Annotated in this window: 9 protein-coding genes and 1 tRNA gene; 4 read left to right on the top strand and 6 right to left on the bottom strand. The window is 48.3% G+C overall.

Annotated features, from left to right (window positions below; genetic code table 11):
* Positions 1 to 19: 19 nt before the first annotated feature.
* On the bottom strand, positions 20 to 340 hold the full coding sequence (locus AB4876_RS05100) for a 2Fe-2S iron-sulfur cluster-binding protein (protein ID WP_368380568.1): 321 nt from the start codon (positions 338 to 340) through the stop codon (positions 20 to 22).
* A gap of 200 nt (positions 341 to 540) precedes the next feature.
* On the opposite strand from AB4876_RS05100, the gene AB4876_RS05095 reads away from it, so the two are divergent.
* Positions 541 to 1,134, top strand: a complete 594-nt coding sequence (locus AB4876_RS05095) for a TetR/AcrR family transcriptional regulator (protein WP_368380567.1) — start codon at positions 541 to 543, stop codon at positions 1,132 to 1,134.
* Between the two features lie 44 nt (positions 1,135 to 1,178).
* Here the strand turns inward: AB4876_RS05095 and AB4876_RS05090 are convergent, their stop codons facing one another.
* The 5 genes from AB4876_RS05090 to lipA form a co-directional block, all read right to left on the bottom strand.
* Complete coding sequence (locus AB4876_RS05090) at positions 1,179 to 1,931, bottom strand: 3'-5' exonuclease (RefSeq protein ID WP_368380566.1); 753 nt, start codon at positions 1,929 to 1,931, stop codon at positions 1,179 to 1,181.
* A 9-nt stretch (positions 1,932 to 1,940) separates the two neighbouring features.
* Positions 1,941 to 3,827, bottom strand: a complete 1,887-nt coding sequence (locus AB4876_RS05085; RefSeq protein WP_368380565.1) for a DUF294 nucleotidyltransferase-like domain-containing protein — start codon at positions 3,825 to 3,827, stop codon at positions 1,941 to 1,943.
* A gap of 79 nt (positions 3,828 to 3,906) precedes the next feature.
* Entirely contained in the window at positions 3,907 to 5,532 is a 1,626-nt protein-coding gene (locus tag AB4876_RS05080; RefSeq protein WP_368380564.1) for a BCCT family transporter, read from the bottom strand.
* A 54-nt stretch (positions 5,533 to 5,586) separates the two neighbouring features.
* Positions 5,587 to 6,894, bottom strand: a complete 1,308-nt coding sequence (locus AB4876_RS05075) for a porin (RefSeq protein ID WP_368380563.1) — start codon at positions 6,892 to 6,894, stop codon at positions 5,587 to 5,589.
* Between the two features lie 480 nt (positions 6,895 to 7,374).
* Complete coding sequence (gene lipA, locus AB4876_RS05070; protein WP_368380562.1) at positions 7,375 to 8,361, bottom strand: lipoyl synthase; 987 nt, start codon at positions 8,359 to 8,361, stop codon at positions 7,375 to 7,377.
* Between the two features lie 268 nt (positions 8,362 to 8,629).
* On the opposite strand from lipA, the gene AB4876_RS05065 reads away from it, so the two are divergent.
* From AB4876_RS05065 to AB4876_RS05055, 3 genes are all read left to right on the top strand, one after another.
* Entirely contained in the window at positions 8,630 to 9,652 is a 1,023-nt protein-coding gene (locus AB4876_RS05065; RefSeq protein WP_368380561.1) for an SAM-dependent methyltransferase, read from the top strand.
* A 183-nt stretch (positions 9,653 to 9,835) separates the two neighbouring features.
* A tRNA-Arg gene (locus AB4876_RS05060) sits at positions 9,836 to 9,912 on the top strand.
* Positions 9,913 to 10,333: 421 nt separating this feature from the next.
* The gene (locus tag AB4876_RS05055) at positions 10,334 to 12,886 is read left to right on the top strand and encodes a TonB-dependent receptor (protein WP_368380560.1); all 2,553 of its coding nucleotides are present in this window, start codon (positions 10,334 to 10,336) and stop codon (positions 12,884 to 12,886) included.

The following is a 12,886-nucleotide window of genomic DNA, read 5'->3' as shown; positions in this document are numbered from 1 at the left end:
TCCCTGCTAAAAGCGGAAATTACATTTGAAATTCTGGAAGGCGAACTACCATGCCATCCATTGCCATGGAGGTTTGTACCTGGCAAGACAAGCGCGAAACATCTGATTTTTCTGGCGTCATATCCAGCATCAGCGCCTCCTCCTCACTAGCCGCACCAATGCTTGTAATCCACCGAGGGGTGAGAAAAACATGGCAGGTGCCGCATGCACATGAGCCGCCACAATCCGCATCAATGCCAGGCACAGAATTATCAATGGCAGTTTGCATCAGGGATTTACCCTCTTCAATGTCAACAATGTGTTGGCTACCGTCATGCTCTACAAACGTAATCTTGCCCATTTAATCCTCGCGAAATAGATATTTGATATCGACGTGAGCGCGCGTGTCCAGCACGCCAGCCTCACCCAGCACTCCTGTCAAAATTAATCTACTAACAGGTAGGTTAATTGTCAAGCCACACTAATACTGCTAACCTGAGCGCTTGTATTGCGCAATTTTTGAGCGCGAACACCTACCCATCAGTAGTTAAAGAGATCAAAATGGCACGCCCCCGAAAAATTGATGCCCCAGAAACACGTGAAAAAATATTGCAGGCTGCACGCCTCGAATTTGCGGAACAAGGCATTGCCGCGCCACTAGAAGCGATCGCGGCTCGATGCGGTATTAAGCGCCCGTCATTGCTTCACCACTTCCCCTCCAAGCAAGTACTCATCGCAGCGGTTACCGACGATATACTGCGCATGACCAGAGAGCGCTTGCTTTGCACTATCTCCAACCGCGATGCCGACTACGCTACTACAATGCAGAAAATATTCGGCGTACTGCGGGAACTAGAAACAGAAGAAAAAGGTGTGGGAGGAGTATTGATTCACGCCATGCTAGCGGAAGATGAGAACGGCCCGGTAACAACTAAAATGGCTGAGTTCATAGACATTATCTATGCATCCTCAGTCATGGCCGGCCGCCAACAAAACCACAACCCAGAAGAGTTCAGGGCAGCTATAGCCCACTTGGTTATTGGCGAGGCAACACGTGTTGCATTGGGTAATCGTGCGAACGTCCTATGGGGCACAGGCGATGGTTTAACGCCTTTATTTAGCAGTTACTTTCTAAAGCAAGAAGGCGAGCAATAACCGAGAAAAATAATGCCCTTAGCATCCGCCCAAAATAGTTCTACTTAGCTCAACATTGCACTGAGCGATGTTTCGGGCGAAAAATGCGTGGCGCATTGCGCTTGAAGTAATTCGCCGCAGGCTACGGCATCGGTCAAGGCATTGTGTTGTCGATAATAAGGCAAGTGATAGCGCGCTCGACTGTCTGGCAAGCGAATGGAGCTAGGTTGGCGCGCCATAAGGCTAGCCCAGAGTGTTTTACGTATGGTGCGAGAGAACTGTGCCTCAATAGCCATAGTATCGATGACTGGAAATTCTATTCCCTCTTGGATATGACGCTTAAGCGCAGCATCCAAAAAACGCCGCTCAATCGGACTGTGGTGCACAACCACAATCTTGCCCTGTAAGTGCTCAAGTAGCTTATCGATAATACTGGAAAAATCTGGGGCACCGGCAACCTCTGCATGGGTAATACCATGAACCACAACCGAGCTTGTATGTAAGCGCGTCTCCGGTTTTACTATCCAATGTCTAGCCCCATTACAGCGTATACGATGAAAAGTCATAGGCACTAAACCAATACTGACGATACTGTCGCGATCCGGATCTAAACCTGTGGTTTCAAAGTCGAGCGCGACCATAGGCACTGCAGAAATTGGCGTCGAAGCGGCAATAACGCCCTGTTGATAGAAGTTTTTTAACGCTGGGTATTTACTCGTGTTAGCGAGCAACGCGAAACGACGGGACCAGTCTAACGGTTTAACTCGCGACGCTTTTAAGATTTTGCCAACACGTTGAATTTTAGCCAGATTAAACACACTCGCTCCTCAACTTACCCTCCCAGATTGATACCTGAACTTCAGATATCGCTGAGCACTGCTTAATATTTGAAACGCTTCTTTAAGGTTTTTACGTTCAAAATCGGATAAATGCTCTGGTTCAATATTATTATCTGGCTCGCGCTTTAGCTCAATATCGAAGGCTTGATGGCGAATTCTAACCATCGCAATAAATTCCAGCGCGTCGCGCAAATCCAGCCCTCTGCCCGGCGGTAATATACCTGCCTCGATAATATCTTCTAAGCGCTCAAAAGTGTTGCGCGCTGATGAACCCACAACTAGCGCATGTATACGCACAAGATCGGCAATGGGAGCGGTGCCGCGACGCTTCATATTGATCGAATTAGTCTGACGACCATCCGTTTCCATCACAAAATCCTTAAAGAAGCCAAGTGGCGGCGTTCTAAGCAGGGCATTACGGGCCATACACGCTAAAAATCGAGCATTTTTAGCGGCTTTTTGGCGAATCAATTGATTAAGTTCTTCTGCCCACGGGGTTTGACCCCACACACCCTCTAGGTCGAAGAAAATAGCGCTATGGAGTAAAGCCTCCGCGCTCGGGCGCTCAATCCATTCGCTAAAGTACTGTTGCCAAACTGACAGCGGCTGGCGCCACCGCGTATTGCTTGCCATTATATTCCCGGTGCAATAGCTGTAACCACAGCGCGCCAGACCATCGCTTACAAAAGCTGCCAGTGCACTAAAGTAAGCATCATGTAGCGCAGGCACAAAGCTATTATCAAGAATAAGCGCATTGTCTTGATCAGTTACGATCAATTGCTCACCTCGTGCCATAGACCCCAATGCCAAAAAACAATACGGCACTGGCGGCACCCCTAACTGGGCTTCGGCAAGCTCACACAAACGCTGTTTAAAACTGCGACCAACTACTGCCATCGCACTGCCAATCATTTGCGAGTTGGCGTCTTGGTGGACCATACGTGCAAAGCAGCCCTGGACCTCGGGTGTAAGCGCCGCTAACTCATCGACACTCTGGGCATTAAAAATACTTTTCACTACAAACAAGCTGTTTTGAGATTCGTAACGCAAAATATCAAGATGGCTAATCAAACCAATGGGCTGCTGCTTTTTCAACACCGGCAGGTGCTGCACATTGTGTTTGAGCATTAACATCATGGCGTCAAACACAAACTGATGGCTTTGCACACAGATCAATTCGGTGGTCATTATATCTGCTACAGAAATGTCACTACTTAGACCTTTTGCAACTAGGCGCTCTCTAATATCCAAGTCAGTTACTATGCCGATAACTTGATTGTCTTGGCCTGTATGGACTTTAGCGTGGTCAGAATCGGTAATTAATACCGACGATACGTTTTCTTCAGTCATCCGTATCGCAGCTTGATGTACAGTAGTCGCGCTGGATACGATGACAGGTAAGGCGGTGATTAAGGTACTTACTTTTGCCGTCAGCAAGACATCCTCGTCGTCCTGCTTAGACATGGATTGCCGCAGACGGGTTTGGTCTTCAACTTCGACAAAATCAGCAAAATGCTCAAAATTATCAAACAGGTAATTGAAGGTTGCCTCGCTAACTAGATATACCAAGGTGTCTTCAAGAGCGGTAACAGGAAACCGGACAGGGCGATTAAGCATTAGGCTTTGCTCACCAAAAAAATCACCCGCTCCTAAGCGATTATACAATTTCCCGTCGCGGCGAAAAACCTCGACTGCGCCACTGCGAATCACATACCACTGATGATTATCTTGGCCTAGCGCCAATATCTCTGACTGTGCTCGGTAGTAAGCAATTTCGATATTATTGGCAACACTGGCCAAAACCTCCTCAGGTAAATTTGAGAGAGGAAGGTAACGCCGAAAAAAATCCAGCACTTCGGATTGATCAGCCTGCATTTATTCTGCTCCGAAACTTACTAGTAAGGCCCGCTCCAAGCCATTATTCCCTTAAGAGCGGGCACCTGCCAGCACCCGATTATCTAGGCTCTGACATCAAACCTTTAACCGTGGAGAATGCAGCTACTAACAGCACCAAGGTGAACGGTAAACCAGTAGACACCGCCATAGCTTGTAAGGCAACTAACCCGCCTCCCACAATAAGCGACGCGGCAACCAAACCTTCTACCACACACCAAAATATCCGCTGCGGTGTTGGTACATCCACCTTGCCTCCCGCAGAAATAATATCAATTACCAATGACCCTGAATCAGACGAGGTCACAAAAAATACGATCACCAGCACAATGGCTATAAACGAGGTGATACTAGACAAGGGCAATGCATCGAGCATCATAAATAGCTGTAATGGTAAGTCAGTGTTAACCACTGATTGATAACCGTCCACCACCACTTGCTTGATGGCCGTACCACCAAACGCAGTCATCCAAAATACAGAGGCGATCGAGGGTATCAACATTACTGAAATAATGAATTCCCGTACTGTGCGACCCCGCGAGACCCGGGCTATAAACATACCCACAAAAGGACTCCAGGATATCCACCAGGCCCAATAAAACGCTGTCCAGCCTGAAGAAAAATTACTGTCTTCGCGACCGACAGGGTTAGCAAGTTCTGGCAAATATCGGAAATAGGCTAGGATATTTTCGACAAAACCGGTGGCGATAAGCAGTGTAGGCCCCACGACTACCACAAAAGCCAATAGCAGCACTGCTAAGACCATATTGACTTCAGATAGCCTTTTGACCCCAGCATCCAAACCCTTCACCACTGAAATTGTGGCCAAAGAGGTAACGCCGATCACTATCAGGATTTGGGTGGTTTCCCCTAAAGGGATGCCAAACAAATAGTGCAGGCCGGACGCCGCTTGCGATGCCCCCAAACCCAAAGACGTAGCCAAACCAAAGAGGGTAGCCAATACCGCCAGAATATCGATGATATGACCTGGCCATCCCCAAATTCGCTCCCCCAAGATAGGATAAAATACCGAGCGGATAGTGAGCGGCAAACCTTTATTAAATGAAAACAGCGCCAAGCCCAAGGCCATCACCGCGTAAATAGCCCAAGGGTGCAGCGCCCAGTGATAAATAGTAGCAGCCATAGCCAGGCGTTCCGCCGCCTCCGCATCGCCTGTCGCGCCGCCTAGAGGCGCCCAGTCTGTGCGCACACCGCTTTCCACTCCGGTGTCGGCAAAAGAAGTCGCAAAATGCGTTAAAGGCTCGGAGACACCATAAAACATTAAGCCAATACCCATGCCTGCAGCAAACAGCATCGAGAACCAACCCATATAAGTATAATCAGGCCTCGCCTCGGTGCCTCCCAAGCGCACTCGCCCCAGGGGCGAAACCACAAGTACCAAGCATATCAATACAAAAACATTTGCTGCACTAATGAAAAACCAGTCCAGATTGGAGGTTAACCAGTTTCGCGCCCCACTAAACATCGGCTCAGCTTGTTCCTGAAAAAGCAGGGTAAGTGCGACAAAAGCAATTATCGCAATAGCAGAAATAGCAAAGACTCGATTGTGTATATCTAAGCCAAATGGTCCGATATTAAGCACAATATTGTCTTGGCCTACATGATAGTCGGTATCAATTGGAGTGACCTGTCCATCAGGAACCATAGGATCCTTTTTATCTATCATCTGATTATCCTTGCTTACTGCGTGTATTAATAAAAAAATATCGCGCTAATTGGCTTAAAAGTAGTAACCTATATTGATGTTAAAACGCTGTTCATAATCGCCGCTGCCACCTGCTCCACTGCCGCCCACAAATGGCTGATTTTTAGCATGTACCCAGTCAAAATAAGTAAACAGGCCACCAGCCGCGACCGACACCCCGGTAACATTCATAACGGTATTTGAACTGGCGTCCGACTTATCGTAAACAACACCGTAATTATTATAAAATTGCAGCCCCGTTACCGCGCCAAAGTTTACCGCCAAATCATAAGCTACATTGAGCGTGGTCGAGGTCGCTTCGGCGGCAATGGAGTCATAGAACGAGTAGGCACCTACTGCAATCCGGTCAACTTGATCAATATCATATCGATACTCGCTGTGTTGCAGTTGCAGATGCCAATTTCGATATTGGCTATTAACATGCAACGCCCACGCCTGATAATCGCCCGCGCGATGCACCCCGTCGTGCAAACCGCCACTTAGCGCAGATACACCAAGCTCTGCGGCTAATTCGCCCTGCTTAAAATGATAGGCATAACGGCCACTAAACGTATTATATTCAGCCAACGCCTGAGCTGGCTCATCGTATATCCCCTCGCCTAGCGCGCGAGCCCCAACGATATCGTAGGAATAACGATCGGAGCGATTGTCGACGTAACCGTCGATACCGCCAAGCTCATCATTTTTAAAGAAGCCCAAATCAAGCTGCCAATTATCGGCAACACTACGTTTGAACACGACACCCAAATCAAAATCATCTTCTAAGCCTAGATAATAATTTGTACTGAAAAAATAATTTTGCGAATTATAAGGGCTGTTACCAAAGGGCACTTTCGTAATACCTGCATTCACTTGCCAATTCTGATTAAACCGATAACCCACGTAAGCATATTTAATCGCCGTCATATAATCGAAGAAACGAATTTCGCCATTTAGCGAGACATCCCCAATATCCCCGCGAAGATTCAGCCTAAAAATATCAAAATCAAAATCCCCACCCCGGTCTTTATTACCTTCACTGTATGAGGTATGACTGTAATTGGTGCGAATAGCACCGCCTACCGTAATGCCATCTTCCGGCTCTGCAACAGGAGCAGTTTCAACGGTTTCCTGCGCAGCGAGGGTTTGGGAATGAACAACTACAGTCGAAGTAATCGCATCCGTTTGCTCTTCAATCTCCGCCAGTTTGGCTTTCAACTCGGATATTTGAGCTTTTAACTGAGCCAACTCAGCAGCCGATACTACTGACGACTCAGATTGCGCGTATACCGGACCAGCAAAGCTACTGGCGAGCACAATAGATAATAAATGATGCTTATTCATGACTTTTTCCTGTGACGAAAGATTAGACTAAAACGCCCCATCACTGTAGATACTTCGCATGACTATAATCAGCCATCGTAAAATAATATCGATCAACGTCGAAAAGTTACTAAGCGAATTCCCAAGGTCACAGGTAATGACGAATTAGAATATTCGAGAAAGGAGATGTGCTAACACATTCGAGTGCGCATAGAGAGGTACCGCATTTTTAAAAATTCTAAAAATGCACAAAAACAAGCATGCATTAAATCATCAGAAGTTGCCAGCTTTTTAGAAAACAAAAGCATCCCGCTAACAATTAGAAAAACTTTTATAGAATCGATACCGCGAAACAAACCTAAAAAATCAACTATTATTATTTAAACCAAGCAATACAAGGAGCAACAGCATCATTAACCTAAATAAAATTTACTTATAAATTTCCAGGCCAGTAGCTCCTTACATTAAAAAACCAAAACTCGAAAAATAACTTAACGAGCACTAAAGCCCGACATTGTTCTTTTGCAAAACCTGCTCAGCACGATAACTAGAACGCACAAACACACCGGACACCACCTCTAAAAACCCTTTACTCAAACCTAGCTGGCGGTAATTTTCGAACTCCTCAGGCGTGACATATCGCTCGATTGGCAAATGATTAACCGTTGGCTGTAAATATTGGCCCAAAGTCAAAATATCGACATTTGCAGCGCGCAAATCGTCCATTGTCTCGAGGATTTCCTGATCAGTTTCACCCAAACCGAGCATCAAGCTAGTTTTGGTTAACACTTCAGGCTTATATAACTTCGCGTGGGCTAAAACATCAATGGTCTGCTGGTAACCAGCGCGAGGATCGCGTACTGGATGAGTTAAGCGCTTAACAGTTTCAATATTTTGCGCAAACACTTCAATTCCAGAATCAATCACCGCTTCAACATCGCTTAACACCCCCTCAAAATCAGGGGTCAATGCTTCAACAGCGGTGTCAGGGTTGACTTCTTTCACCCGCTTCACACAGGCGGCATAGTGACCTGCACCACCATCCGCTAGATCATCGCGATTAACCGATGTTAGCACCAAGTACTTTAGCTTCATCAGCTCAACTGAGCGCGCAGTACGCTCTGGCTCATCGGCATCCAATACGCCCTTAGGGTTACCAGTGTTTACAGAGCAAAAACGACAGGCACGGGTACAAACATCCCCCATCAACATGATCGTTGCGGTACCGGCACTCCAGCACTCACTCAGATTTGGGCATTTAGCCTCTTCGCACACCGTAGCTAACTTATGATCAGAAACAATTGAGGCGACTTTCTTATAAGCCTCACTAGACTGGACCTTAATACGCAACCAATCAGGCTTAGCTAAACGCTCTTGAACTTTATTAGTCGCCTTGACACCATCTTTAATGGCCCTTACGCCGCGCTCATTAGTGAATTTTTTACCACTATGGACTTGTACAACCGGTATAAGCTTACTATCTGACATTAGAATGTGACTCTTAAAGAATAATAGGGCGGAACTAAAAACTTATAACGCCAAAGTATACCAGAAACAGGCCTACTTCGAGGTAGAGCTAAGCCAATAATAGCAAGTCCGCTTCCCTCTACCCCACTGGCGCTAGGCTCTGAAACCACTATCATTTTTATTGACTGGCGAGGAGGCAGCGATAATACACAGCTGCAAAATCTGTATTTCAAGTTGCATCGTAATAAGCGTAAAGCCAAATCTAATCTATGCGCCTACGGAGTAATTTATGATTAACCCTATTATGCTTGCCGAGCGCGGCCTCGTACCTGACCCACTGCTGCGCAGAGGTATACGCCGAGAATTAGCAGACCGCCTAGTACAGGAATTTAGCGGCGATTTACAAAGCAATGAGGCCCGCCGACGCCAATTTCGTCGCGAACTTAAGGATTCTGCCATCGCCATCAATACTGGCGATGCAAATGAGCAGCACTACGAAGTCCCTGCCGCCTTGTTCAAACTGATGCTCGGACCTTGCCTTAAATACAGTAGCTGCTGGTGGGACGAAAACTGCCAAAACCTAGCGAATGCCGAGCAAGCCATGCTAGCCATGTACGCCGAAAGAGCACAGCTCGAAGATGGTCTAAAGATACTGGACTTAGGGTGTGGCTGGGGAAGCTTCACCCTTTGGGCTGCAGCACGCTACCCCCACTCGCAAATTACGGCGGTATCTAACTCTAGCGGTCAGCGGGAATTTATTGAGGCACAAGCGGCGTCGCGAGGCTTGAGTAACGTAAAAGTGATTACCTGCAATGTAGGCGACTTAACCCTGACCGAGCGCTTTGACCGGGTCGTAACGGTGGAAATGCTTGAGCATGTTCGCAATTACCGAGAATTACTCGCCAATGTCGCCGGCTGGCTAGAACCAAACGGCCTAATGTTCGTGCACATCTTCTGCCACGCCTACTTACACTACCCCTTTGATGGCGGCTGGATGACCGACAACTTCTTCAGCGGGGGGCAAATGCCCGCCTTCGATACCTTGATGCACTTCTCAGAGCACATGCGCATGGTCGATAGCTGGCGGGTAAATGGCGAGCACTACTCCAAAACTCTCGAAGCATGGCTCGATAAACTCGACGACAATAAGGCTGAGGCCCTAAAAATACTCAAAGATACCCCCAACCCCAAAGTGCAATTCCAGCGCTGGCGTATGTTTATGCTGGCTTGCTCTGAGCTATTTGCCTACCGAGACGGCCAAGAATGGTTTGTTGGCCATTACTTGCTAACCCCAGGCCAGCTAGCGGATTAAGTTTTCTTACAAAAAACGGCCTTTTGGGCTGTATTTCTCCCCATGATTCATGTTAACCACACAGCGTAATGCTGTTAAATATCAATATCTTGGACATTTTTTGAGCAACAAGCATTAAATTCATATTTATTTCATGAAGTCGTTGACAGGGGGGGGCGACATCCATATAGTACGCAGCCTGAAGCGCCCGTAGCTCAGCTGGATAGAGTACCTGGCTACGAACCAGGCGGTCGCACGTTCGAATCGTGCCGGGCGCACCAAACATAAGTCTTTGACTTATATAAAAAAACCTAGACCTTTGGTCTGGGTTTTTTTATGCCTGAAATTTGGCTGTGACGCCCCAGTGACAAATCTGTGACAAAACTCGTTTCAAAGAGTGTCAAATTTGACCATCTAGCTGCAGCCGTTGTCACCGGGAGAAAGTGGTCGTTGACCTCTTGGTATTCAAAGTTTCTAAAACCTGTAATTTCCAAATTGGCCGAAAAGCTTGCCAAACAATACGTAGTGGCCAATGTCTCACCGAGCCATTCCCGCCAGAATCCGCCGTGAGAAATATTCAATGAACAACTTTTAGAGTGATTTCACGGTCACCGGAGCTGCGTAGCCAAACCACGTAACAAAAAGTCTGCCTGAGTTTACGTTCAGGGCAATGCTCTTACTTATAGAAAAATGAGGACCACAATGAAAAAAGGAATCAGTGCCTTTTCCACCCTATTGCCATTAAGTTTACTTGGCAGCCTTGCACATGCGGCACCAATGCTCGAAGAAGTTGTGGTTACCGCCCAACTACGTTCGCAAAGCCTGCAGGATGTGCCGGTTTCCGTTAGCGCCATCGGTGGGGAAAAAATGATGGAGGCGGGTATTGCCAAGATCGAAGATCTGCAGGCCTATGTACCCAACTTCACTATGTCGGAATCCGGCATTGGCACTGATATTTATATTCGCGGCATCGGCTCAGGTGAAAACCAAGGCTTTGAGCAATCGGTGGGTATGTACGTTGATGGTATTGCCTACGGTCGCGCTCAGTTGGCGCGTGCGCCGTTTCTTGATTTGTCTCGAGTAGAAGTTCTCCGCGGCCCACAGAACATTCTGCTGGGCAAGAACAGTATTGCTGGCGCCATCAGCATCCAAACTGCGAACCCAAGCGAATACGCCGAAGGCAGCGTCCAAGTTACCTATGAGCCTGAACAGAACGAGCGTATTATCGATTTGGTTGCCAGCGGCCCGATCAATGATCGCCTAGGCTACCGTTTTGCGGTGCGCAAGCGCGAGCTAGACGGCTTTATGGAAAACCTTGTGCTGGATCGTGACGAAGCTCAACGCGCCGAAGAAACCTTCCGCATCAAACTCAGCTGGGATGTCAGCGACAGCGTCACGGCCAAGTTTAAAATTGAGGCGGGCAGCTTTGATGTTGTCGGTCGTAACTCTGAAATCATTACCAATTACGCTTCTGACTCCGATGTCTTCTTGTTCCAAGGTCGCACCTACGGTGAGATCATGGATCGCACAACATTTCCAGACGCCGGTGGCTTAGCGGCATTGACCGGCTTGCTGCCGGCACCAGTGTTAAATTTTCTACAGGTTCAGCCCAACGGCGCGATTATCGATATCGACTCCGACGAGGGCGTGCTGAACAATACCGCTGATCGCAAGCGCCACAGCAACGGCGACTACAGCAATAACGACACCTATAACTTTACAGCCAATGTCGACTGGTATCGCGACGATCATCAATTCACCTCGATCACCGGCATTATGGGTTATGAGTACGATGAAGACTGCGACTGCGACTTCACCGGTGCACCACTGTTCCAAGTTGAGTTTCAAGAAGAGTACCAGCAGTTCAGCCAAGAACTCCGCTGGATTTCCCCAGCAGGCGAAGCTTTTGAGTATATTGCGGGTGCCTATTTTCAATATAGCAAACTGGATTTTTTCGACTCGCTATATCTGCCCTCCGACCTTGTTCCACAACTGGTTAACGCAGCAGACTTACTCGAAGGCGGCGCTCGTGGTGATACTGACCCCGGCGCTGACGGCTCCACTGGCTTTGAGCTGCTAGGTATTGGTGACGCCGGTAACGCGCTTCGCGGCATTCGCACACCGCGTGACTTCAATAGCGAGTCAACCATCGCCTCAACCTTTATGCAGGCAACGTGGAATATGGCGGATACCTTGCGCTTAACCCTCGGTGGTCGCCTGACGTGGGAAAATAAAAAAGGTGCGCGTAAACTCGAGTTTGGCTTCGACGACGGGACAATTCAGCCGCTGGGTGAAGTCGATACCGCTGCTGCGGTCAGTTTTGCTGCCGAGCGTCACGACCTAAAGGGCGAGCGCGACGAAGTGCAGTTCGCGCCACTGGTAAACTTGCAGTGGGATGCCACGGATGACTTAATGGCCTATTTCTCTGCCAGCCGAGGTTATAAATCAGGCGGTTTTGACGCGCGTTCCAACTCGTCACCTAGCGCAGACCCTACTCCGCTTAACCCCAATGCACCTGCAGGCACTAATCAGCAAGTGTTGATCGGTAGCTTTGAGTTTGAGGAAGAGGAAGCGCTTAGCTTTGAGTTGGGTATGAAGACCAGCCTTCTCGAAGGCGCCGCCGAGCTAAATGCCGCTCTGTTCCGCACCGAGTTCGACAACCTTCAGGTCAGTGTCTTCGACGGCACCCTAGGTTTTAATGTGGGCAATGCTGCCAGCGCTGTTTCTCAGGGTATTGAGCTAGACGGTCGGATGGCCTTGACCGAAAACCTGATGTTGGCCGGCGGCCTAGCCTTCCTCGACTTCGAGTTTCAGGACCACCAGTTTGGCACCTGCATCCAAGATCAGGCACCTGACAATGCCAATGGCATTAGCTGCGACTACAGCGGCAAGACTAACCAATATGTTGCTGACTACTCCGGAAATTTGATGTTGGCCTACGAGCGCCCGCTGGGTAACTCACTGATGCTACGCGCCAATATTGATGTGATATTTACCGACGACTATCACCCCTCGCCAAACTTGGATGATCGCATCAAGCAGGACGCCTACCAAACCTTCAATGGTCGACTTGCCCTCTCGTCAATAGACGGCGAGTGGGAAGTGGCATTACTGGGTAAAAACCTTAGCGATGAGTTGGTTATACTCTACGGCGTCGATGCGCCGACCGCGAAAACCATCACCGGGGCGACGACCCACCACGGTCTGGTCAATAACCCACGTACTTTTGCACTGCAAGCCAGCTACCGCTGGTAG

This window comes from Zhongshania guokunii, from assembly GCF_040892635.1.
In the GTDB taxonomy this organism is placed as follows: Bacteria; Pseudomonadota; Gammaproteobacteria; order Pseudomonadales; family Spongiibacteraceae; genus Spongiibacter; species Spongiibacter guokunii.
This window is presented reverse-complemented; position numbering and strand designations above follow the sequence as displayed.

Coding starts and splice junctions, on each gene's coding strand:
- AB4876_RS05100 (WP_368380568.1), bottom strand. CDS start 340: ATGGGCAAGATTACGTTTGTAGAGCATGACGGTAGCCAACACATTGTT.
- AB4876_RS05095 (WP_368380567.1), top strand. CDS start 541: ATGGCACGCCCCCGAAAAATTGATGCCCCAGAAACACGTGAAAAAATA.
- AB4876_RS05085 (WP_368380565.1), bottom strand. CDS start 3,827: ATGCAGGCTGATCAATCCGAAGTGCTGGATTTTTTTCGGCGTTACCTT.
- AB4876_RS05080 (WP_368380564.1), bottom strand. CDS start 5,532: ATGATAGATAAAAAGGATCCTATGGTTCCTGATGGACAGGTCACTCCA.
- AB4876_RS05075 (WP_368380563.1), bottom strand. CDS start 6,894: ATGAATAAGCATCATTTATTATCTATTGTGCTCGCCAGTAGCTTTGCT.
- lipA (WP_368380562.1), bottom strand. CDS start 8,361: ATGTCAGATAGTAAGCTTATACCGGTTGTACAAGTCCATAGTGGTAAA.
- AB4876_RS05065 (WP_368380561.1), top strand. CDS start 8,630: ATGATTAACCCTATTATGCTTGCCGAGCGCGGCCTCGTACCTGACCCA.
- AB4876_RS05055 (WP_368380560.1), top strand. CDS start 10,334: ATGAAAAAAGGAATCAGTGCCTTTTCCACCCTATTGCCATTAAGTTTA.